This window comes from Streptomyces lydicus (assembly GCF_000717345.1).
GTDB lineage: Bacteria > Actinomycetota > Actinomycetes > Streptomycetales > Streptomycetaceae > Streptomyces > Streptomyces lydicus.
The window spans coordinates 152,603-174,734 of record NZ_JNZA01000002.1; the positions used below are offsets into that span (position 1 = coordinate 152,603).

At 72.7% G+C, this 22,132-nt stretch carries 17 protein-coding genes; 6 read left to right on the top strand and 11 right to left on the bottom strand.

Going from position 1 to position 22,132, the window contains the following annotated elements:
* Positions 1 to 4: 4 nt before the first annotated feature.
* From OO62_RS36885 to OO62_RS02230, 6 genes are all read right to left on the bottom strand, one after another.
* Entirely contained in the window at positions 5 to 3,502 is a 3,498-nt protein-coding gene (locus OO62_RS36885; RefSeq protein ID WP_051732547.1) for an AHH domain-containing protein, read from the bottom strand.
* Positions 3,499 to 5,313, bottom strand: coding sequence for a hypothetical protein (locus OO62_RS02210; RefSeq protein WP_129322896.1), 1,815 nt, complete (start codon positions 5,311 to 5,313; stop codon positions 3,499 to 3,501). The genes OO62_RS36885 and OO62_RS02210 overlap by 4 nt, the downstream gene beginning before the upstream one ends.
* Before the next feature lie 16 nt (positions 5,314 to 5,329).
* Positions 5,330 to 5,587 carry a hypothetical protein gene (locus OO62_RS02215; protein ID WP_033265400.1) on the bottom strand — a complete coding sequence of 86 codons (258 nt, stop codon included), beginning with the start codon at positions 5,585 to 5,587 and terminating at the stop codon, positions 5,330 to 5,332.
* A 37-nt stretch (positions 5,588 to 5,624) separates the two neighbouring features.
* Complete coding sequence (locus tag OO62_RS02220) at positions 5,625 to 6,026, bottom strand: hypothetical protein (RefSeq protein WP_033265401.1); 402 nt, start codon at positions 6,024 to 6,026, stop codon at positions 5,625 to 5,627.
* Between the two features lie 47 nt (positions 6,027 to 6,073).
* Positions 6,074 to 7,372, bottom strand: coding sequence for a hypothetical protein (locus OO62_RS02225; RefSeq protein ID WP_051732549.1), 1,299 nt, complete (start codon positions 7,370 to 7,372; stop codon positions 6,074 to 6,076).
* A gap of 96 nt (positions 7,373 to 7,468) precedes the next feature.
* Positions 7,469 to 8,290, bottom strand: a complete 822-nt coding sequence (locus tag OO62_RS02230; protein ID WP_033265402.1) for a hypothetical protein — start codon at positions 8,288 to 8,290, stop codon at positions 7,469 to 7,471.
* Between the two features lie 397 nt (positions 8,291 to 8,687).
* Here OO62_RS02230 and OO62_RS02235 point away from each other — a divergent pair, with 397 nt between their 5' ends.
* Positions 8,688 to 9,248, top strand: coding sequence for a DUF4232 domain-containing protein (locus OO62_RS02235; RefSeq protein ID WP_033265403.1), 561 nt, complete (start codon positions 8,688 to 8,690; stop codon positions 9,246 to 9,248).
* A gap of 922 nt (positions 9,249 to 10,170) precedes the next feature.
* The gene (locus tag OO62_RS02240; RefSeq protein ID WP_033265404.1) at positions 10,171 to 10,620 is read left to right on the top strand and encodes a lamin tail domain-containing protein; all 450 of its coding nucleotides are present in this window, start codon (positions 10,171 to 10,173) and stop codon (positions 10,618 to 10,620) included.
* 74 nt (positions 10,621 to 10,694) lie between these two features.
* Here the strand turns inward: OO62_RS02240 and ggt are convergent, their stop codons facing one another.
* A complete protein-coding gene (gene ggt / locus OO62_RS02245) occupies positions 10,695 to 12,530 on the bottom strand; it encodes a gamma-glutamyltransferase (protein ID WP_398742067.1) in 1,836 nt (611 codons plus the stop codon).
* A 285-nt stretch (positions 12,531 to 12,815) separates the two neighbouring features.
* Between ggt and OO62_RS02250 the strand changes: the two genes are divergently transcribed.
* Positions 12,816 to 15,986, top strand: a complete 3,171-nt coding sequence (locus tag OO62_RS02250; protein WP_033265406.1) for an AfsR/SARP family transcriptional regulator — start codon at positions 12,816 to 12,818, stop codon at positions 15,984 to 15,986.
* A 32-nt stretch (positions 15,987 to 16,018) separates the two neighbouring features.
* Here the strand turns inward: OO62_RS02250 and OO62_RS02255 are convergent, their stop codons facing one another.
* Both OO62_RS02255 and OO62_RS02260 read right to left on the bottom strand, forming a co-directional pair.
* The gene (locus tag OO62_RS02255) at positions 16,019 to 16,903 is read right to left on the bottom strand and encodes an MBL fold metallo-hydrolase (RefSeq protein ID WP_157850125.1); all 885 of its coding nucleotides are present in this window, start codon (positions 16,901 to 16,903) and stop codon (positions 16,019 to 16,021) included.
* Between the two features lie 536 nt (positions 16,904 to 17,439).
* On the bottom strand, positions 17,440 to 18,432 hold the full coding sequence (locus OO62_RS02260) for a LysR family transcriptional regulator (RefSeq protein ID WP_033265551.1): 993 nt from the start codon (positions 18,430 to 18,432) through the stop codon (positions 17,440 to 17,442).
* A 23-nt stretch (positions 18,433 to 18,455) separates the two neighbouring features.
* Here OO62_RS02260 and OO62_RS02265 point away from each other — a divergent pair, with 23 nt between their 5' ends.
* On the top strand, positions 18,456 to 19,367 hold the full coding sequence (locus tag OO62_RS02265) for a serine hydrolase (RefSeq protein WP_228332584.1): 912 nt from the start codon (positions 18,456 to 18,458) through the stop codon (positions 19,365 to 19,367).
* A 59-nt stretch (positions 19,368 to 19,426) separates the two neighbouring features.
* On the opposite strand, the gene OO62_RS02270 is transcribed toward OO62_RS02265, so the two are convergent.
* Positions 19,427 to 20,170: a TetR/AcrR family transcriptional regulator C-terminal domain-containing protein gene (locus tag OO62_RS02270; protein ID WP_033265407.1), complete on the bottom strand. Its 744-nt coding sequence runs from the start codon at positions 20,168 to 20,170 to the stop codon at positions 19,427 to 19,429.
* A gap of 110 nt (positions 20,171 to 20,280) precedes the next feature.
* Here OO62_RS02270 and OO62_RS02275 point away from each other — a divergent pair, with 110 nt between their 5' ends.
* Entirely contained in the window at positions 20,281 to 21,363 is a 1,083-nt protein-coding gene (locus OO62_RS02275) for an alpha/beta fold hydrolase (RefSeq protein ID WP_033265408.1), read from the top strand.
* Here the strand turns inward: OO62_RS02275 and OO62_RS41650 are convergent.
* Entirely contained in the window at positions 21,338 to 21,619 is a 282-nt protein-coding gene (locus OO62_RS41650; protein ID WP_398781586.1) for a GntT/GntP/DsdX family permease, read from the bottom strand. The genes OO62_RS02275 and OO62_RS41650 overlap by 26 nt on opposite strands.
* On the opposite strand from OO62_RS41650, the gene OO62_RS36320 reads away from it, so the two are divergent.
* Positions 21,563 to 22,015: a transcriptional regulator gene (locus OO62_RS36320; RefSeq protein ID WP_323135828.1), complete on the top strand. Its 453-nt coding sequence runs from the start codon at positions 21,563 to 21,565 to the stop codon at positions 22,013 to 22,015. The two genes, OO62_RS41650 and OO62_RS36320, sit on opposite strands and share 57 nt — an antisense overlap.
* Positions 22,016 to 22,132: the final 117 nt, after the last annotated feature.

The window sequence follows — 22,132 nt, forward strand, 5'->3', positions numbered from 1 at the left end:
GGCCCTACCTCTCCTGGTCCTCGTCGCCCGGTTCCCGCTGCTCGGCGGGCGGTGCGGGTGCGGGAGGAGCGGGGGGCGACGCGAGGGGTGCGGGCGTGGGGGTGGCGCGGGACCGGCGGCGGGTGGCCTCGACGATCTCCTCGAGTTCGTCCGCCGTCAGCCAGTCGAAGTCCTTCTCGTGCTGCATCAGCCAGTCGGCGAACCGCTCTCCGCGGGTCGCGCCGTCCTCGACGTGGAAGAACCGCCCGTTCTTGAGCTCCCCTTTGAGCACCGCCAGCGTTTCCCGGACGGTGTGCGAACGCTTGGCCTCGATCAGACGGAGCGTCAGTTCCTTGTAGTACGCGTTGGTGTGCAGGGTGGGGTGCCGGGTCGCCGCCTCCGCGACGGTGCGCGGATCGGTCGAGGTACGCGGCAGGTGGATGCCGTTCTCCGCGCCCTGCCGCACGTCGATCTCGGCGTCCTCCAGGATGCGGCGGGCGATCTCGGCCCGCGGATCGCCCTCCGGCACGATGTGGTGGGTCTCGTGGCCGGGCGGGCGCGGGTCGCCGGCCTCGGCCATGTTGCGCTCCAGCGCGTCCGAGGGCCGTCCGCCCGTGGTGACCGGCTTGTTGGGGGTGTCGGAGAGCGTGGGCGCCTCCGGCGGCACCTCCCCCGCCTCGTGCAGCAGGGCCTGCTGGTCGTGGCTCGCCCACGTGGCGGCGTCGTCCCACGCCGCGGCGAGGTCCTCCGCGTCGGCGAAGCGGCCGGCCCGGTCCAGGCGGCGCTCCTCGAACGCCTCGATGATCTCCATCGCCATGCGGGCGTCCTTCTTGGACAGCCTCCGCAGGGCTTCCAGCCGCCGCTCCATCGCGGCGCGGGCCACCGCCCGGCCCCGGTACCGGACCCGGATCGACCTGATCCTGGCCAGCACGGCGGCGTGCTCGACCTGCGGGACCACGGCGCGGGCGCCGGCGACCACGCGCCACGCCTCCGCGTCACCGCGCTCCAGCTGTTGCAGCATCGTGTGGTAGGCCGTGAACCGCTTCGTCCGGCGGGCGTCGTCCTGCAGCCGTACCAGCTCCAGCAGGATGGCGTCCCAGGCCGCCACCTCGCCCCCGGCCTGGTCCAGGGCCACCTGCACCACCCGCCAGCCGACCTCCCGTACGGCGTCCATCCGGCGGGTGTCCGCGGCCAGCACGGTGAGGAAGTCGATGCCGACCTCCGCCGCCGGCCCGATCCGGGCGAGCCCGATCTGCTCCATGGCGGCCAGGAACGTCCTGCCCTCACCGGGCTTCAACGCCGTGGCGAGGGAGGCCAGTTCCGCTTCCGTGAAGCCGCCCGGGCCGGCCAGGTGCCGGAACGCCGTCCCCAGCTCCTCGCTCAGCCCGCCCGACTTGGCGGCCAGCGTCTGGAGGGACTCCGCCTTGCCCAGCGAGTTCCGTACGGCGGCCCCGAGTTCGGCATGGGCGGTCAGCTCCGCGAGGGTGCTGCCCTCGGTGACGTCGAACCGTTCGAGCAGCGCGGCGAGCCGGCTCCTGTCCTCCACCGGGAGGTGGTCGAGCAGTCGCAGGACCTCGCGCTCGCCCTCGACGTCCCGCAACACGGTGCTGCCCGCGTGCATCGCGCGGGCCACCCGGCTCAGCCTGACCGCGAGCCGCTGTCCCTCGACCGACTCCGCCACCTTGCCGACGAGGCCCAGGAACCGCGCGACCAGCGCCAGCTTCTCGCTCAGGCCGACGGCCTCGGCCACCGCCTTGAGTTCCCCGATCCCGACGAACCAGGACGCGACCTCCACGATCACCGCCCATTTGATCCTGGCCGTCACGTTCTCGCCGACGTGCAGCACGGCCGCCCCCCGGAAGCCGTCCGCCAGCTTCGGGCCGATCTGCTGGACCACCAGCGCGCACTCGGCCCGGGCCGGTGCGTAGCCGTATCCGGCCAGCTGGAACATCACGGCCATCCGGGCCAGTTGGCCGAGCCCTTCGAGCAGCTGCGCGGGCCGGGTGACCAGCATCGCCAGCCCCTCGATCATCCCGCGCAGCAGGCCCACGACGGCGCCGACGGCGGCGTCGACCTCGATCCACGCCGACCGTGTCAGCTGGACGGCTTCGCCCGCCACCACGTTGTTCCGGATCGACTCCCGTACCTCGGGGGACAGTTGGAACGCCTCATCTACCAGCCGCCCCACGACGGCGACCGTGAACGGCTCCTTCTTCCCGAACCGCCCGCCAACGGTGACCAGCAGGTCCCACAGGGTGTCCCCGAGGTCGTCGAACAGCTGGTTCGCCACCCCGGCCGCGACCAGCATCTCCCGGACGGACTCCAGCTCCGTGACGCTGCGGAGCGAGCGCATGATCTCGACGATCGCCCGCTCCTGGCTCTCCCACGTCCATGCCGTGATCAGGACCCGCAGATAGCGGGACTTGGTCGACAGGTCGACGAGGCCGAACGCCACGGCGTCCAGCGCGGCCAGCCGTTCGGCGGCTTCCTGGAGCCGGCTCTCGTCCCCGCCGAGCACCTGGTCGACCAGCCGGTCGAGGTCCTCGAACACCAGCCGGCGGGCCTCCTCCTCCGGCAGCTCCGGTCCGCCCTCCGCCAGCCGCGCCTGCAGCCGACGGCCGGCCTCGCGGTCCGCGGTCAGCGGGTTGCGCTCCTTCGACACCACCGTGAGCACGTCGTAGCGGTGCCCGGCGGGGTCCTCCACGCTCCGCAGGAGCTTGCTGCGCAGGACGGCCGCCATCCGCTGCCCCGTGGGCGGCCGGCCCCCGGCGACCTCCAGGTCCTGGTTGGAGACGACCGGGGTGGTCGCCACCACCCACAGCCTGCTGTCCGGTGCTCCCACCGGGCCCTCCAGCAGCGCGAACGACGTGGTGCCGAAGACGGCGCGGCCGAGCTGGACGGCCCGGCTCAGATTGCTCGCCCGGACGTACCGGGTGGCTCCACCCAGGGTCACGATCCGCGCGCCGGGCAGGATGATCACCGCCCGGCCCTCCAGTCCGCTGAGCCCCTCGACCACGGCGTCCCCCGCGTCCCGGCCGCTCTCGGACGGCGCGGGGCCGGCGGGGTGGGTGCCGGCCGGGGCGGGCGGCGGAGGCGCCGCCGGAGCCGGGGACGCGGCGGCGGGGGCAGCGGTACGGGTGGCCGGCCCGCCCGGGGGTGCCGCCGGAACGGGTTCCGGCGCCCCGGGGCCGGCCGCCCGGTCCGTCACGTCCTCCCCCAGGTCGGCTGGCACCGCGAAGGCCAGGTGGACGCCGCCGGGCGTCGTTCCGCCGGCCGTTTCGGCCGCCACGGCCCCCGCGACCGCGGCCGCCGTGGCGGGCGGCGTCACGGGCGCCTCGCCCGCCGGTGGCGGTGCGCCGGCGACCCGCAGGCCGGACTCCCGCAGCCCGTCCGCGGCCCTGGCGACCGCGCGCAGCAGCACCTGCTCGCACGCCCGCTGCCGGTCCGGCGCCGGTTCACCGTCGAACGTCACCGACTCCGGCAGGTGCAGCCGGATCGTCAGCGTGCCGCCTCCGGGGGTCATGGCGCCGGCTCCAACCGGGCCAGTTGTGCGGCCAGTTCGTCGCGTCGCCGCTGGGAGGCGCGTTCCTGCTCGGGCGCGGCGGACCGGGCGCCCGCCGCCGCCTCCTCCGCCGCGATCTCCGCCCGGAGCACGGCCGCCAGCTCCGCCGTGCCCAGTGGCTCCAGCTCGACCGAGTAGCTGGTCCTGACCAGGTCACGTACCACCCGGATCCCGTGCCAGGGGTGGGTGCGCACGTACTCGACCGTGCTGTGCTCGACCCGTTCGGCCGCGACCGAGACGGAGACCAACTGGATCTCGCAGCTCTCCAGTTCCGTGTCGTCCTCGCCGCCCCGTTCGAGGGTGGTCAGGAGGGAGACGACGGCGTACAGCGGCTGTCCGGGGCGGCGCAGCTGGAGGTCCACCAGTTCTGCGAGCCGGTCGTCGAGCCGGGCCTGGATCTCCGGTTCGAACGCCTTCAGCCTCGGCTCGGCCCACCGGGTCAGGAACCAGTTCTCGATCGCCTGGTCGACCTTGGACATGACGGCGTTCCAGAGCACCATCGCGCCGATCCTGGCCAGGCCGAGCCCGGCGCTCCGCACCTGGCTCCTGATCCGGACCCCGAGCGGCACCCTCACCGGCTGCCGGGACATCGCCCCGCCGACCCGGACGCGCATGGCCTCGGTGTCCGCGTGGGAGCGCGGACGGCTGGTGCTGACCTTGTCCTTCTCGGCGTCGGCGATGTTCTTCCTGCGCGCCTCCCGGACCTCCGGGCCGACGACGTCTTCGTACTCCACGCCGGGCGGCAGGTTGCGCGCACCGTGGGCGTATCCGCCGGCGTTCGTCAGCTTCAGCCGCACCTTGAGTTCGGGCGGGATGGGCTTGCCGGCCTTGACGGCGGACAGCGAGGCGTCGAGCCGGTGCAGCACGTCCGCCTTCTCGGGGAAGTCCGGCATCGCGCGGATCTTCGCGATCGCCTCCTCCAGGCTGTTCCGGAGGTTCTTGCCGAGTGCGGTGGCCTTCTTGCCCTCGGCCTTGCCGAGGCTGCCGGAGCCCTTGTTGTCGTACAGCAGGAGCTCGCCGCTCTTCGGGTCCACTCCGACGGCGTCGAAGCCGTGGCCGGTCAGCGGGTGCGCGCCCGGACCGGACGAGGTGATGACGAGGCGGATCCCGCGCTGTCCCAGTGCGAACGGCAGGTCGTGCTCGCCGTAGGCTCCGCCGGCGTGGGCGCCGGTCACCGCGATCTCCTCGTCGTGGGGCACCGCGTGCCCGCCCGACATCATGGCGGGCGGCGGGGCGACCGGCGTGCGGGGCGGCGGGCCGGTGGCGCCGATCCTCGGTCCTGGAGCGGCCGCGGGTGGGCCGCCGGCGGTCGCGGTGGATGCCGCGGGAGTACGGCGGAGCAGCTCCGCTTCCAGGGCTTCCAGGTACGCCTTGGTGGCGGCGTAGCCGGCGTCCACCCGCTGGTGGCCGAGGAGCCAGCTCCGTGCGTGCCCGTACTCGGCTTCCAGGTCGGTGTCGGAGAGCGTCGCGGGGTCGCGCTGCCGGGGCTGCGCGGTCTCCAGCCGCACGGACTGGAGGGCGCCGCCGCCGTCGTACGCGGGCACCCGGTAGACCTGCCCGGTGGCGCCGATCCTGCCCCGGTCGAGCGTTTCGCCGGCCTGGACGGGGGCGGCCGGTGTCCGGCCGGTGACCGTCTCCAGGTGGCGGCGGGCGAGCCTGAGCCGGGCGGCGAGCGCCTCCTCGACGACGCGGCCGAGCTTCTCGACCGCCGCCGGTGAGGGCTCTCCGACGACCGTCACGGTGATCGGGAAGTGACACGACAACCGTGGCATCCCGGGCTCCTCGGGTTCAACTCAGCGCCTGGTACAGCGCGTTCCAGATCCTGGTCTCGACGGCGCTGCCGGCCTCCTCCGTGACGTCTCCCGCCATCACCACATGGACCGGGAAGTAGTAGTGGACCTCGGTGGCCGAGCGGGCGGACACCGCCGCCTCCGAGCCCGGCGCGGGAACGACCTTGTCGCCCTGGTGCACCTCGATCAGCCCGGGGCGCTCGACGGCCTGGGCATGTTCCTGGTCCGGGACCGGGTCCTGGTTCGGGTCCGACATGGGGCTCTCCGTCCGCCCGCCGGGCATCGTCCGCCGGCTAGGCGCCGGTGGGGACGGCCTGCAGGCTGATGCAGTTGAAGGTGGTGGTGGGCACGCCGTCGATCACGATGGTGCTGGCGACGGACGTGATGTAACAGTCGTTCAACGCGATGCTCTTGAACGTCCAGTCGCTGCCCTTCCCCTGCTGCACCACGACGCTGAAGGCGGTGTTCGCCATCGCGAGGCCGGTGAGCGTCGCCACGGACGTGCCGATCGCCTTGACCGCCATGGTGAAGGTGAACGCCTGCGGCTGGACGATGTGCGCGACGTTGTCGGCCTCCAGCGAGTGCAGCGGCTGGACCGGGACGTTGAAGGTCGGGTTGAAGGAGTCGATGGGGGTCACCGGTTTGGCATCCACCGACACTGCCAGCCGGGTGTCCCATTTCAGGGTGTCGGGCATGGTCTCTCACTTCCTCGGATTCCCTCGTTGCCGCCGGCCGGGCCCCGTCAGCCGGTGAAGACCAGTTGGACGGCGAGCCGGTGGATGGCGCCGGCGTAGACGACCTCGATGGTCATGTCGGCCCGGCGGGCGCTGCGGGCGTCCTTGATCTCCTTCGCCTCCGCCGCCGTCAGGTCGGCCGGGTCCTTGTCCAGCAGGGTCAGCAGCGGGATCACGACCGTGAAGCGTTCGATCACCTCCTGCGACACCAGCGGCGCGAGCACCGACTCCACCAGCGTGGCGACGGAGCGCAGGCCGACCCGGCTGATCCGCAGGTTCCCGATCGCCTGGATCAGCGCCGCCTTGATCCGGAAGTTGACGTCGTCGAGGGTCCGCACGATGTCGATGTACTTCTTGTTGTGGCTGGAGTCGGCCGTGTAGCCCTCACCGAGGTAGAGCGCCTGGCCGGGCAGCAGCACCGGGCTGGTGATCCAGTTGATGAGGTGGGTGTCGTACTTGTCGATCTCCGATTCGGAGAACCGCTGCGTCATCGCGATGCTGATCGGTTTGAGCAGCAGGGAGATGTGCGGCCGGTACCCGGCGATGACGCCGGCGGTGGCGGCCGCCACGTCGTCGGGCGACCGGTGCGCGACGAGCACCATGCGCTCCTTCTGCACCGCCCCGGTGTTCAGGGCGATCGCGTCGTCGGCGGTCAGGGCGCCGTCCAGCATGGCCACGCCGATGCGCTCCTTGCCGTCGCCCTCGATGGTCGAGACATGGGTCGCCAGCTTGCCGACCGTCTGCGCGTTCGCCGAGTTGAGCGGCGTGTTCGCGAGCACCACGATCTGCACGTCCAGCTTGCCCGTCCTGGCCAGCGCCGCGTCCCAGTCGGGTCCGGTGGAGTCCACCTGGACGCCCCACACCCTGGTCGGCGGCGGCGACTGGTTGAACGCGGCACCGATCGCCCGCACGAGGTCGTTCGCGCTCTCCTGCGTCACCGCGTCCCCGCTGGCATGGGCGTGCGCCAGGGCCGCGTCCAGGGTGAGCGTGAAGCCCGTCGCGGCGGACGTCGCGTTGGTCACCGTACGGACCTCCGAGGCCGTGCCGGTGCCGATCCGCACGGCGGTGGCGGCCGGGACGCTGACCGCGGCGGTGACGCTGGTCGCCCCTTCGGCGGCGTCGGCGGCCAGTGTGGTCGACCCGCCCGTGTAGGCGTCGGCCGCGGCCGACGGCGAGGTGAAGTCCATGGGCGGGGACTCGGCGGTGCCGATCCCGCCCCTGCCGATGATGGCGATGTCCCCGAACGCCCGGACGGCGGGCGCGAAAAGATTGCTGCTGGCGGTGACATCGATGTACTTGACCGCCATCGACCGCTCCTTACGTGAGGCGTGACGCCCGCCCGGCCGGACGTCGCGCCGGGTGGGGCCCGGCCCCGGGCCCTGAACCGGTGCGGCTGCGCGTGCTCATGCGACGTCCTCGAACGCGGCCACGAAGCCCGCGGCGGCCAGCAGGTCGGACACCTGCTTCTCGGTCCCCGGGGCGGTGTCGGATGCGAGCGTGGCGGCGGGGAACACCGCCAGCCACGCACTGGCGGCGAGCAGAGCCCCGCCGTCGTACTCGTCGGGCCGCGGGCGCGTGTCGTCCAGCGCCTGTCGGCACTGGACCAGCCTGCGCAGCGCGGCGCCGAGATCCAGGTCGGGAAAGAACAGCACCGAGACGCGCAGCCGGTAGGTACGGCCGGGCGCGCCCGGGTCGAAGGGCGGCGGTTCCGCGTAGTGCAGGCGGTAGAGCCGGGGGAACTGGGCCTGCAGCTCCGCGTAGTCGGCGACGCCGGCCCGGCGCATCAGCTCGGTGAGGTCCAGGAAGTCGAACCGTGCGGCGAACTCCTCCTCGGTGAGCCCGGAGAGGTCCTCGGAGCCGAGGGCGTCGAGCGCACCGGAGGTCAGTACCACCCGGGCCGTCACCACGGTGTCCAGTCCCAGGTCTATCCAGTACGGCGGTGCGACCGCCGGGATGTCGAGGGTGGCCCGGGCGTGCGCGGCGTCCGGCAGCAGCTTCTCCCAGCTGCCGCGGACCGTGACGGGCGGGCTCACCGGCACCTGGAACTGGGTGGCGGTGACCCGGACCGCGTCCACGAACCGGACTTCGAGCAGGCTCGGCTCATAGACCGCGGCGAGCAGTGACCGCACCCGGTGCCGGTCGGGATCGTCCGGGGGCACCAGCAGACTCGCCACCTGCGCCGGTTCCATGTACCGGAGCATCAGCCGGTCGGCGAATCCGTTCATGGCATGTCTCGCGTCACAGCGGCGCTCACGAAGCGGCGCAGTGCCGGACGCCATGTTCCGGACCGGCCCGGCCGACCGTGGGTGCATCGCTCGTAGGCGTGTAGGAGCCCATCGCACCGGTGCGCACGGCGTACCGCACACATCGGTGACTCGGGATGTGGACCGGTCCGGAGGGCACTGACGGGCGACGCTTCGGACCTGGCCCTTCTCCCTTCTCACGCTACGCCGTTCGAGTGACATCGGCATGTCGGCTCAGCCCACGCCCGGCGCACCGGAGAAGCGGTCCACGGCCCCCGCCGGACGATCTTCTCCCCGGCCACGATCACGTCAGGCAACCCCGAGCGCCGGAATCGCCTCCTTACCCGCAGGGACACCTACGTGAGGAACGGGGGAAGCCGTGCTGCGGCGTTCACTTCTCGGCGCGGCCACCGCCGCGCTGGCACTGACCGTCATCGCCGGGCTGGGCCTGGTGGGCTGCGGTTCGCCGCGGATGGCGACGTTGCACGCCAACTGCACGACGAAGGGCCTGAAGTGGAAACTCACGGTCCTCCACAAGGCGCCGCACAGCACGCATCGTGACGCCCGGCTGTCCGTGGTCAACAAGAGCGCGCGGCCCTGCGTCTTCGGCGGCTACCCGCTCTTCGAGGTCCACGTCGGCAAGGGGCCGGAGGCCGACGGGGCGGGCCGGGGCACGCCCTCGCCGATCGATCTGCGGGGCGGGGGCACGGTGACCACGGCGCTGCGTTACAAGGACTCCGACAGCGCCACCCGCCCGGCCTCCACGGCCGCGTCCCCCGGCTGCATCGTCAGCAACGACGAGGCCATCGTCGCCGCGCCGCACGACTACGAGGGCGGCCGCCGGCCGATAGTCGCCCGCGACGAGGCGGGCCGGCGCACCCTGCTGGACGTCTGCGAGGACACGATCTGGATGAGCCCGCCCGCGGAAGTCGCCAAGTAGCACCGCCGCCCGCGGCTCCGGAGACGGCCACGGCCTGACCCCCTCCCGGAGTCGGCGGCCCCGGCCCAACCTTGACACTGCGTCAGAACCGGCCCCCTCGGCGCATCGACGCCTCACACGCGGTGCCGGCGTCGCTGCCGCCTTCGTCCGGGTGACGCACCGGAGTGTCGTTTGGACAGTCCCCCGCCATCCGACACCGTGAGGGCCCGTGCGCCCTTCTCTTCTTCACCTCGTCACCGCAGCGGCCCTCCTCGTGGCGACCGCCGGCTGCGTCTCCGTGTCGGACAGCCGGTCCGGGCCGGATCCGCTCCCCGCACACGACGGGCGGACCCTGGCTCCGGACCGGCCCGCACCGCTGCGCCTGCCCACCCCGGGCCGGCCCCGGGAGCGGATGGCGGTCGCCGAAGCCCGCCCCGGCGGGAAGCAGCCGTCGGGGCCACGCACCGGCCACCGACACCGGCACCGGCCTCCCGCTCACCGGGCCGCGGCCCACGCGGAAACGGTGTCGCGGGAGCGGCGGACGCCTCGCCCGCCCCGGGTCGCCGCACCGCGGCCGCGCCCGGCCGGGGCCCGCCCGGCGCACCAGCACCGCGCCGCCCCGCCCACGGCGCGGAAGCCGGCCCGTCCGCGGGCCACGGTCGACCCCGGCGTGGTATGCCGGATGGCCACCCGCCACGTCCGGAAGGACCTGGTGAGGCTGTGCCGGAGCATGTACGGAAGCTGAGGTCACCGGCCCTTCCGGGGCCGTGCGGACGGCCAACCACCGCACCCCGCAGGCAAGTTGTTGAACTTTGAGCGAATCCGTTGTGTCTTGCTATGTCGCGACTGGGTAACGTCAGCACGCTTTCCCGCACTCGGTCCTTAATCTGAGCGTCCGCCGGGCCCGCAGTGGGGGGTGCCCGGCCCGAACCCAAGGACTCTCATGCTTCGTTTGCGTGCCCTCGCTGCCGCTGCCGTCATGGCCGCTGCCGGCGCCGCCTTGCTGCCCGCGCCCGCGCAGGCCGCCGGCTCCGTCCACCTCTACAAGATCTACTACGACAGCCCCGGCTCGGACACCCGCTCCACCGCGAGCCTCAACGCCGAGTACGTACAGATCAAGAACTCCACCAGCAGGGCCGTCAGCCTCACCGGGTGGACGCTGACGGACGCCTCCCGGCACAAGTACACCTTCGGCTCCTACTCGCTCGGCGCGGGCAGGACGGTCACCGTCCACACCGGCAGGGGCACGAACACCGCGGCGCACCGCTACCAGGGCCGCGCCGCGTACGTGTGGAACAACGACCGCGACACGGCCACGCTGAGGAGGGCGAGCGGCAGCACGGCCGACAGCTGCTCCTACAACTCCACGCGGACCGACTACAAGATGTGCTGACGGCACGCGCACGGCGTCCCTGCCCAGAGGGCGGGGACGCCGTGCGCGCTCCTGCTGCGGTGCCTTACGGGTGCCTAGTGCCGGCCTCCCGCGGCGCGGGTCTCGTGCAGCACCATCGCGGACCCACCACCACGCCGCTTCGGCTCGGCCACCGCCTGGGTCCGGCCGTCGGAGAGGAACTCCAGGGCGGCCACCGCGCCGATCTCCGGCGACGGGGTGAATGCCTTCGGGGCCTCGACGAAGTGCTGGCCGAGCCGGTCCAGCGCGGCCCGCTCAGGGGACTTGAGGAACGCCGGTTCGGCCTCGGTGTCCGTACGGTTGCGCTGGGAGATCCGGGGTGCCGCGACCGCCTCGGGCAGCGTCATGCCCAGGTCCACGCGGTTGACCAGGGTCTGCAGCACGGTCGTGATGATCGTGGCGCCTCCGGGTGAGCCGACGGCGAGGAGCGGCCGGCCGTGCTTCAGGACGATCGTCGGGGACATGCTGCTGCGCGGCCGCTTGCCCGGACCGGGCAGGTTCGGGTCGGGCACGTCCTTGGCGAGCGGCGCGAAGTCGAAGTCGGTCAGCTCGTTGTTGAGCAGGAAGCCGCGTCCGGGCACGGTGATCGCGGAGCCGCCGGTCTGCTCGATCGTGAGGGTGTACGAGACCACGTTGCCCCAGCGGTCGGAGGCCACCAGATGCGTGGTCGAGGGGCCCTCGTACGGGTCGGTGGTACCGGTCCCCTTCTTGCACCCGGCGCCCGGCCGGCGCGGGTCCCCGGGCGCGACCGGGCTGGTCAGGGTGGCCGTGGGGCTGATCAGGCAGGCGCGGTCCTTGGCGAACTTCTTGGCCATCAGCTCCTTGGTGGGCACGTCGGAGAACGCCGGGTCGCCCACCCACCGGTTGCGGTCGGCGAACGCGATCCGGCTGGCTTCGAGGTAGTGGTGGAGCGCCTGCACCCGGTCGGCCGCCGACAGGCGGAAGTTCTCCAGGATGTTGAGCGCCTCACCGACGGTGCTGCCACCGGAAGAGGAGGGCGCCATGGAGTACACGTCGAGGCCGCGGTAGGTGGTGTGGGTCGGATCGCGGCGCAGCGCGGTGTACTTGGCGAGGTCGCCTGCCGCCATCAGACCGGGACGCACCTTGGCGTCGGAGCCCGGCGCGACGGGCGGGTGCTGCACGGTCCTGACCACATCGCGTCCGATGGCGCCGCGGTAGAGCGCGTCCATCCCGTCGCGGCCGAGCTGCCGGTAGGTGCGCGCGAGGTCCGGATTGCGGAACCGCGAGCCCACGACGGGGAGTTCACCGTGCGGCAGGAAGAGCTTCGCGGTGGAGGAGATGTTCCGGAAGCGCTTCTCGTTCATCTCGGTCTGGGCGCGGAACTCGTCGTTGACGACGAAGCCGTCCGCGGCGAGCCGGGTCGCGGGCCGCAGCGCCTTGGCCGTCGAGATCGTCCCCCAGTCACGGAGGGCCTTCTGCCAGGTCGCCGGAGAGCCCGGTACGCCCACGGAAAGACCGGAGTTGACGGCGTCGGGGAACGGGATCGGCTTGCCGGTAGCGGGATCGAGGAAGGCGTCCGACTTCATCCGGGCCGGAGCGGTCTCCCGCCCGTCGATGGTGCTGACCTTGCCGGTACGGGCGTTGTAGTACGTGAAGTAGCCGCCGCCCCCGATGCCCGCCGAGTACGGCTCGACGACGCCCAGCGCCGCGGCGGTGGCGACCGCGGCGTCGACGGCGTTGCCACCGTGCCGCAGCACCTCCATGCCGGCCCGGGAGGCGTAGGGGTTGACGCTGGCGACCGCGCCGCCGCTGCCGGTGGCGACGGCCTCCTTGGCGGGCGGCTTGAGGCCGGCCGCGGATGCGGCGGGGGACGAGGAGCCGGTGCTCGGCTGGGCGCCGGCATTGACGGCGAGGACGAGGGGGACTGCGATCGCCGCGGCGGATGCGGCGGCGACCACGGTACGACGGACAGGCACGGCGCCTCCGGGTATCTCGGGAGAGCTGAGATTGCCGAAACCCTGACAGGCGGTGACCGGCGCAGCAACGCCTGCTCGTAATAATTGCGCTACTTCTGAGGTTCCCGCCCGGTAACCCTCCGCCCGGGGCACTCCCCTGCCCCCGGCGTCACACGCGGCGAATCCCGACTGAGGCCGCGGGCCCGGAACTTGGTCGTTGATCTTCAGAGGCCCGCCGAACACCCGTGGCAAAATCAGCGGGTGCAGATCGGGATGCTGGGTCCACTGGAGGTTCGCGCGGACGACGGCGGCTTGGCCGACGTGCCGGGCGCGCGGTTGCGCGGACTGCTGATCGCCCTCGCGCTCAAGCCCGGTCACGTGGTCCCGAAGGCGTCGCTCATCGACTGGATCTGGGGAGGGCACCCGCCCGCCGATGCGACGAACGCCCTCCAGCGCCTGGTGTCCCGGCTGCGGAAGGTGCTGCCGGACGGGGTGGTCGAGGGGCAGCCGGACGGGTACCGGTTGACGGTGGAGCCCGACGCCGTCGACGCCGTGCGGTTCGAACGCCTGGTCGTCGCCGGCCAGGCCCGTACCGAGGACGGTTCCCGGCGGGTGCGGCTGCTGCGGGAGGCCCTCGGGCTGTGGCGCGGTGCGGCCCTCCAGGACGTCGGTCTGCAGGACAGCGCCGCGTTCGACGCCGCGGTCGGCCGGCTCGAGGGGTTGCGCCTGACGGCCACGGAGGAGCGGGCCGACGCGGACGTCGCTCTCGGGCGCGGCGCGGAGGTGGTCACGGAGCTGACCGACCTGGTGGCCGCGCACCCGGTGCGGGAACGGCTCGTCGCCACCCTGATGCGCGCCCTCGTCGCGGCCGGTCGCGACAGCGAGGCGCTGCTGGTGTACCAGCGCGCGAGGGAGGCCCTGGCCGACACGCTGGGCGCCGACCCCTCGCCCGAGCTGTCCGCGGTGCACGTAGCCCTGCTGCGGGGGGAGTTGGGGCGGCGCGAGGAGAGCCGCAAGACCAACCTGCGTGCCGAACTCACCAGTTTCGTCGGCAAGGACGCCGATGTCGCCGCGGTCCGCGAGCTCATCGCCGAACACCGGCTCACCACCCTGATCGGGCCGGGCGGCTCGGGCAAGACCAGGCTGGCCACGGAGACCGCCCGCACTCTGCTCGGCGAGCTGCCGGACGGGGCCTGGCTGGTGGAGCTCGCCGCCCTCGGCGCGGACGGTGACGTCGCGCAGTCGACGCTCGCCGGGCTCGGCCTCCGGGACACCCTGCTCGGCGAGGCCCCGCACGCGGAGCTGACGGACCGGATCGTCGCCGCGATCCGCGAGCGGGAGGCGCTGCTGATCCTGGACAACTGCGAGCACGTGATCGAGTCCGCGGCGGTGTTCGCCCACCGGTTGCTCGGGGAGTGCCGGCGGCTGCGGATCCTGGCGACGAGCCGGGAACCGCTCGGCATCACCGGGGAGGCGCTGTGGCCGGTCGAGCCGCTGGCCCTGCCGGAGGGGGACGCAGGCCCGGGCGAGATCGAGTCCTCACCCGCTGTCCAGCTGCTGCGGGACCGGGCCGGGGCGGTGCGCCGGGATCTCACGGTCGACGCCCCCACCCTGGCGACGATGGTGCGCGTCTGCCGGGCGCTGGACGGGATGCCGCTGGCGATCGAACTGGCCGCGGCCAGACTGCGCACCATGTCCATCGACCAGCTCGCCCACCGTCTCGACGACCGGTTCCGCCTGCTGACCAGCGGCAGCCGCACCGCGCTGCCACGGCACAAGACGCTGCGCGCGGTGGTCGACTGGAGCTGGGAGCTGCTCACCGACGCCGAACGGATGGTCCTGCGGAGACTCTCGGTATTCTCCGGCGGGGCGAGCCTGGAAGCGGCCGAACGCGTCTGCGCGGGCGACGCGATCGACCGGGAGCAGGTGCTCGAACTGCTCACCGCGCTGACCGAGAAGTCGCTGCTGCTCGCCGAAGGGGACGGCGCCTCGCGCTTCCGCATGCTCGGCACGATCAAGGAGTACGCCGGGCAGCGGCTCGCGGAGGCGGGCGAATCGGACCTGGCGCGCCACGCGCATCTCGCCTACTTCACCGAGCTCGCCGAGACCGCGGAACCGTATCTTCGTCGCGCCGAGCAGCTGGACTGGCTGGCCACGCTCGGGGCCGAGCACGACAACATCGGTGCTGCCATGCATGGCGCGCTCGCCGCCGGCGAGGCGCAGGCGGCGATGCGGCTCGCGGCGGGCGCCGGCTGGTACTGGTGGCTCAGCGGGCACAAGACCGAGGGCATGGAGCACCTCACCGCGGCCACCGAGGTGCCCGGCGAGGTGACCGACGAGGTCCGGGCCGTCGTGTACGCGCTGATGGTGAATTTCGTGACCTCCGGGCCGGGCGACGAACACCACGCCGCGGAGTGGATCCACAAGGCGTACGAGTTCAGCCGGCGCAGCCTGCACAGTCGGTCCCGGCACCCGCTGATGGGGTTCGTCACCCCGCTGGAACGCATGCTCCGAACGCCCGACGCGTTCCTGCCCGCGTTCGCCTCGCTGCTCGACGACGAGGACCCCTGGGCGCGTGCGCTGGCCCGGCTGCATCTGGGCAAGATGCGGATCGTGCTCGGCCAGGACGGGCCGGACGGTCAGGATGGCGCGAACGCAGACGCTTACCTGGAGCGGGCGCTCGCCGAGTTCCGGGCGCTCGGCGAGCGGTTCGGGATCTCGTTCGCGCTGACCGAGCTGGCGGACCGGATCGCCGTGCGCGGCGAGTTCGCCGGTGCGTGCGAGCACTACGAGGAGGCCATCGCGGTCGTCACCGAGCTCGGCGCCGCCGAGGACGTCATCCGGATGCGGTCGCAGCAGGCGCAGCTGTACTGGCTGATGGGCGACGAGGACGCCAGCGCGGCCGCCCTCGCCGAGGCGCAGCGGTACGCGGAGCGGGCCACCTGGCCGGGCGCGCTGGCCCTGCTGGCCCTCTCGAAGGCGGGACTCGCCCGGTGGGGCGGCGACGCCGAGGAGGCACACAAGCAACTCGACGCCGCAACGGCCCTGCTGGGCGACGAGGCGGAGCGGCCGCACATCCGCGCGGTGACGCACGACCTGCTCGGCTACCTCGACGACGACCTCGACGAGGCCCGGGCGCACCGCGCGGCGGCCTGCGCGGCGGCGTCCGAGGCGGGACACGCGCCGCTGATCGCGCAGGTGCTCGTCGGGGTAGCGGACCTGGCACTGCGCCGCGACGACCACGAGCAGGCCGCGCGGCTGCTCGCGGCGAGCACGGGCGTGCGCGGCCTCCAGGACCACTCCCACCCGGACGTGGCCCGGATCGAGCAGGCCGCGCGGTGCCGCCTCGGCGACGCCCGGTTCGCCGAGGCGGCGCGGGAGGGCACGCGGACCGGCTGGCCTCAACTGGTCGAGGTCACGCTCGCCTCCTGAACGGGCAGACCGTGCCTACGTGCCGGCCGGTCTCACCCCGGCAGTTCCAGCACCTCCAGGTGACGGGGGTCGAGCACCCGCCCCCGGTCCCCCAGGACGTCCTGGAGCGTGTCGACGACCTGCCGGTTGACGCCGTCGTGCACCCGCGGATCGTCCAACGGCGTGACCATGTCGTCATGGTGGCTGGGGACGACGACACGCGGCCAGCCGAGCGCCTTCAGCACGCGCTCGAAGTAGTCGTACACCGCCGCGTTGCCACTGGCGCCCAGGACGAGCACGTCGGGCCGGGCCCCCGCGACCTCGCGTTCGACGAAGTTGGCGGTGCCGCTGAGGAACATCACCCGCGGCCCGCTGCCCACGGTGATCTGGTAGCCGAGCGAGCCGCCCTCCACCAGATCGCCGATCGTGCTCGGGGCGGCGGGTGGTTGCGTCAGCGTGCCGGTGGGCGCGAAGCCGTAGCCGCCCACCTGGCTGTGCAGGCTGCGGAAGACCTCGATCGTGTAGGCGGGTCGGGGGGATTCGGCGCTCCGCAGGGGGTGGCGGAGGTGCTCGCCGCCCGTGACGAGGAGGAGGTCGTCCGTCCGCGACGCCGGCACGCCGAGCGCTCTGAGCAGGTTGAGATGCGTCTCACCACCGAGCACTCGGACCTGCTCGTGCCGCCACTTCGGATGGTTCAACAGGGGTGCGACGTCGGCAAGATGGTCGAAGTGGCCGTGGGTGACGAGAACGAACTCGGGGGCGGCGGTCAGGTAGCGCTCCAGCACCCAGTCGATGATCCGTGCGTTCACCTGGAGCGTTTTGGCCAGGTCCATCTTGCCCTGCGCATCTTGGTAGGGCTGGCGGGTCAGATACGGGTCAACGAGCAAGCGGTGCCCGCCGAACGTCATCTCCCAGCCCGCGACCCCCAGCCACCGCAATCGGACCCCGGCCCCTCGCCGCGGCACCGCCCCGGTGGCGCGGGCATCTGAGGCCGGGGCGGCGCCGGACGTGAACGCGGCCGCTCCGGCAGCTCCGGCGGCCGTCCTGAAGATGCTCCGCCGGGTCACGGTCCCGGTCGGCGTGGCACACGTCAGACACATGGAGGGCTCCTTGGGGTGGGTGAAGTGCGCGGGATGGGCGGGTAGTTCGCCCCCGCACGCGGCGACTTGGGGCCGCCGGGCCCCGGACCGGCGGGCAGCGGTCAGTGGGCGAGGCGCCGCCGTCCAGGGGGACGATCTCTGACGGCCTCACCTCAGCAGCCGGCCAGGCCCGCTGTCCAAGACGCAGCAGCCGCCCGACCGATAGGCGAACGCATATCAGCGCAGGTCACCGCGGCCGCGAGGGCGAACTGACGCACAGGGACTGACGCATACGGACTGACGCCGGTCGAACCGGCCGGAGGCCCCGGCCACGCCTCATGGACGCTCGCCCGAGCCCCCCGCCACGCCTCGTGGACGCTCGCCCGAGCCCCCAGCTACGCGTCGTAGACGACCGCCCAAGGCCCCGTGGAGTCCCCGATACCGGCCAGCCCCGGGAGGTTCCCGACCGTCCCCGGCCGGCCGCTGCCACTGCCGCTGCCGCTGTCCGACTGCGCCCGGGCCACCACCTCCGCGAAACGCGCGGCCAGGGGATGCGCCGAACGCGTCGGCCGGACCGCGAAGACCCGGCCCTGCAACGGTTCCCCGGCCAGCCGCCGCCAGACCACTCGCGGCTCGTGCCGTGCGGCTTCCTCGGCCAGGAGGCCCACCCCGCGTCCGGCCACCACCAGCGCCAGCAGCACCTCCGCGCTCTCCGCCGCACGCACCCGCTCCGGGACGTAACCGCCCTGCCCGCACCGCGCCAGCACCTCGTCGTGCCACTCCGGGGACGTCCGGCGCGGGAAGAGGACCAGGTCGTGTCCGGCCAACTCGCCCAGCGCCACCTGTGGTTGCCGGGCCAGCGCGGAGAGACGGGGCAGCACCACCCCGAGCCGTTCCTCGGCCACCGGAACGGTCCGCAGTTCCGGCTCGGCCACCGGATGGCGGAGAAGCCCCACGTCCAGGCGCCCGTCCAGCAGCATCCGCAGCTGCTCCGCGCCGGGGATCTCCCGCAGTTCCACCTCCCCGTCCGGCGCCTGCTCCGTGAGGCCGACCAGCAATTCACGCACCACGGACGCCGGCGTTTCCGGCACCAGCCCCACCCGCAACGGAGGCCGGGCGGCGGCCGCGCGGACCTCGGCCATCCTCGCCCGCAGCCGCCGGTCGGCCGCCAGCATCGCGCGTGCCTCCGGCACCAGCGCCTGCCCGGCGGCCGTCAGGGCCACCCGCCGACCCGAGCGGTCGAACAGCTCCACCTCCAGCTCGCGCTCCAGCCGCCGGATCGACTGACTCAGCGGCGGCTGCGCCATCCCCAGCTCCTCGGCCGCCCGGCCGAAGTGCAACGCGTCTGCCACCGCGAGGAAGTGACGAAGGTGCCGCTGAAGATCCACGGCCCTCACGCTAGCGTGGCGGCGTGTCAGACCACCTCCTGATCCCCGGCCGGCTCGGCGCCGAACTGGCGCGGGCGGACGCCGACATACAGCTCCACGCCGTAGACCTCGACACCGGCGGTGACGTGGCCGTCGCGGCCGACCAGCAGGTGGTCATCGCGTCCGTCGCGAAGATCCTCATCGTCCTGGAGTTCGCCAGGCAGGCGGCCTCCGGCCAGCTCGACCCGGGAGCGCACCTCACCATCCGCTCCGAGGACCGGCTCGGCGGCTGGGGAATCGCGGGCTGTGCCGACGACGTGGAAATCTCCCTCCGCGACTGCGCCTACTTCGCCATGTCGCTGAGCGACAACACCGCCGCCGACGCGATCGTCCGCCGGGTGGGCGGGGACGCGGTCGGGATGCTCGTCGCGGAACTCGGCCTGGACCGGACAAGGTTCCTCGGTGGTCCGCGGCATCTGCTGCGCAGCATGTACGCCGACCTCGGGGCGCGCGACGACCGGGAGTTCGCCGCCCGCTACCGCGCCCTGTCCCCTACCGAACGACGTCGCTCGCTGAGCGTCTTCGACCCGCGGCGCACCACCTCCAGCACCGCCCGCGACATGACCCGGCTGCTCGGTCTGATCTGGCACGACCGGGCCGGCCCGGCCGACGCCTGCGCCGCCGTCCGCCGCCTGATGACCCGGCAGTTGTCGTCCACCCGGCTGGCCTCCGGCTTCCCGCCACCGGTGACCGTGGCCGCCAAATCGGGCACGCTGCCCGGCGTGCACATGGAGGCGGGCGTGGTCCGGTACCCGGACGGCCACCGGTACGCGCTGGCCGTCTTCGCCACGGCGCGGGACCTCCACGCCCGCCCCGCCGACCTCGACGAGACGATCGGCCGGGTGGCCCACGCCGCCGTGCAGACGATCCGCGAGGCCCCGGTGACGCCGGGCTGAGCACCAGCTAGAAGACCCCTGGGTACGTCACGCCTTCAAAACATCAGGTCATCAGCCCCTCAGGACGACGTAGCCCCGGAACGGTCGATGAGGGCCTGCACGCCGTCCAGAATGCAGTCCACACCGAAGGCGAGCGGGTCGGTATCGGGCACGAAGCCACCGTCGGCGAGGGCCTTGGTGAGGGCGGGAAAACGGTCGGCGTGCCGCTCCAGCAACTCGCCGGTGAGGCGGTTCCACTCCCGGTCCCGCTCCGCGTCGAAGTCGAGTGACTGCTGAGCGAGGTTGCGGACCAGGCCGACGACGAGAAGGAAGACGTGGTGCCGCTGGGCCGCGGTCAGCCCGGTCGGCTCCAGTGCCGCGAGCGCGGCGTCCAGCCAGCCGAGCTGCTGGGGGCCCATCGCCTGGCGGCGCATCGCGGTGGCCGCGAGCAGCCAGGAGTGGCCCTGGTAGACGCGCAAACACTGGCGGGCCCACTCCGTCACCTGAGCCCGCCAGTCCTCCCCCGCCACCGACAGGTCGGGCCGCCCGGCGAGGATGGACTCGATCATGAGGTCGACGAGTTCGCCCTTGCCGGGGACATAGCGGTACAGCGCCATCGCCGAGACGTCGAAGGTGGCGGCGACCTTGTTCATGGAGACGGCGTCCAGGCCCTCGGCGTCGGCCAGCGCCACGGCGGCCTGCGCGATACGGGCGGGCGTGAGGCTGGGCTTGGGCCCCCGGGTGGGCTGATCCTGCTCACCCCACAGCAGCGCGATGCTCGCACCCGCATCCCGCGTCTCCTTGGCCTTTTGGTTCCTGGCCATGTCGGTTCTCCTTCTCAACGGCGTTCAGCGGCAGACGCGTTGACATCCACGCTCACTGTATATACCGTAAATTCAATTGCTGATGCAGTAAACAGTTTAGGGGGAACGCCATGCTTGGCACCATCATCACCGCTTCCGCCACCGCCGTCGTCGCCGGTCCCGCCGCCGGCCTGCTGGGTTACCGGCAGCTCAAGCGCGCCGCCCACACGCGACACCTGCGCATCTCGTCTCCCGAGGGCATCAACGAATCCGGCTTCGTCCGGATCGGCGGCATCGACCAGTACGTGTCCCTCCGCGGCGAGGACCGCCGCAACCCCGTGATCCTGGAGGTCCACGGCGGCCCCGGGGCCTCCAACCTCATCTTCGCGCCGCGTACGCGGTCCTGGGAGAAGCACTTCACCGTCGTGCGGTGGGACATGCCCGGCGCCGGTAAGACCTTCGGCCGCGGCGGCCCGGCCGGGCAGGGCGAGATGAGCCTGGCCCGGCTGGAGCGCGACGCCGTGGAGGTGACCGAGCACGTACGCGCCCGGCTCGGCGTCAGCAAGGTGATCCTGGTCGCCAATTCCTTCGGCACCGTCATCGGGCTCCGCCTGGCCCGCAGCCACCCCGAGCTCTACTCGGCCTACGTCGGGACCGACCAGAACATCGTCGCGGGCGGGCGCGACCGGGGAACCCACCACGCCCTGTGCGAGCGACTGCGCGCGGCGGGCAAGCGCAAGGAACTCGCCACCGTCACCGCCATGGATCCGGACGCCACCACCTGGAGTGCCCAGCAATGGTCGCAGTACAACAAGATCGTCGTCACCACCGACCCGCTGACCTACGACACCATGAAGACCGTGGTGATCCGCTCCCTGTGGTTCTCCCCGCTCCACACTCTCCGCGAGCTGCCCACCTACCTGAAGGGCATGACCTTCGCCGAACAGCTCGGACCGCAGGCCCTGTCCATCGACGAGCGCACCGAAGGCACCTCATTCCGCCTCCCGGTCTTCGTCTTCCAGGGCGACCAGGACGTCCTCACCCCGCCCGAGCCGGCCCGGCGGTTCCTCGACGACATCACCGCGCCCGTCAAGGACTTCACCCTCATCCGGGACGCCGGCCACTTCGCGTCCTTCCGCCACCCCGACCAGTTCCTCGACCTCATGCTCACCAAGGTCCGCCCCGTGCTCACCCGGGAGCCGGCCGGCTGCTGACCACCAGGTCCATCCCGAAGGACTCCTTCACCAGCCAGAATCCGGCGTGGTTGACGTAGTTCAGACCGAGCGACCCCGCGCCGATGGCGATGACGACGAGGGATGCCTCCAGCCCACCGCCGTCAGGCCGAGTACGGGGAGGACCATCTGCGGCGGCTGCGCCTGGTGCGGGCGCTGATCCAGATCGGCGGGGGTTCCGGTGGCCGCCGCGCGCGAGGTGATCGCCGCCGCGGAGGACGAGTCGCTGGACCACCACCTGCGGCTGGGCGCGGCAACCCGGGCGCTGCCCTGCGCCGAGGCGCCGGCCGAGGACGACCCGGCGGTGCGGACCGCCCGCCGCTCGGTGGAGGCGCTGCTGGAGCGGCTGGGCTGGTCCTCCGGTCGTGGCCTGGACATGCTCAATCCCGCCCACCGGCGGCTCATCGACTCCGTCGCCGCGCTGGTCCGGCTCGGCTACCCCTGCGACACCGAGCAATTGCTGCCGTACGGGCGGCTGGCAGCGCAACTGGCGGTCACCCTGGACATGGTCGAGGAGCAGCCGGCCCCGTCCGGGCAGATCGAGGCGGCCGTCGCGCTGACGGTGCTCTACGAACCGGTACTGCTGAGCCTGCGGCGCATGGCCCACGCGGAGGAGTCAGCCCGTCGCTTCTGAGGCGCCTCGCTCATGAAGCCCCCAGCGGAAGGGCCTGGAAGGACGGAGGGCCAAGGCCGGTGCGGACGAGCCGGCCCGCGCTCGGCGGGCCGGGCTCGACGAGAAGAAGTGGTAGCA

Excerpts from the sequence above, each read along its gene's own strand:
- OO62_RS02240 (WP_033265404.1), top strand. The coding sequence starts at position 10,171 with ATGCTTCGTTTGCGTGCCCTCGCTGCCGCTGCCGTCATGGCCGCTGCC.
- OO62_RS02270 (WP_033265407.1), bottom strand. The coding sequence starts at position 20,170 with ATGGCCAGGAACCAAAAGGCCAAGGAGACGCGGGATGCGGGTGCGAGC.
- OO62_RS36885 (WP_051732547.1), bottom strand. The coding sequence starts at position 3,502 with ATGACCCCCGGAGGCGGCACGCTGACGATCCGGCTGCACCTGCCGGAG.
- OO62_RS02230 (WP_033265402.1), bottom strand. The coding sequence starts at position 8,290 with ATGAACGGATTCGCCGACCGGCTGATGCTCCGGTACATGGAACCGGCG.
- OO62_RS02215 (WP_033265400.1), bottom strand. The coding sequence starts at position 5,587 with ATGTCGGACCCGAACCAGGACCCGGTCCCGGACCAGGAACATGCCCAG.
- OO62_RS02225 (WP_051732549.1), bottom strand. The coding sequence starts at position 7,372 with ATGGCGGTCAAGTACATCGATGTCACCGCCAGCAGCAATCTTTTCGCG.
- OO62_RS02210 (WP_129322896.1), bottom strand. The coding sequence starts at position 5,313 with ATGCCACGGTTGTCGTGTCACTTCCCGATCACCGTGACGGTCGTCGGA.
- OO62_RS02220 (WP_033265401.1), bottom strand. The coding sequence starts at position 6,026 with ATGCCCGACACCCTGAAATGGGACACCCGGCTGGCAGTGTCGGTGGAT.
- OO62_RS02275 (WP_033265408.1), top strand. The coding sequence starts at position 20,281 with ATGCTTGGCACCATCATCACCGCTTCCGCCACCGCCGTCGTCGCCGGT.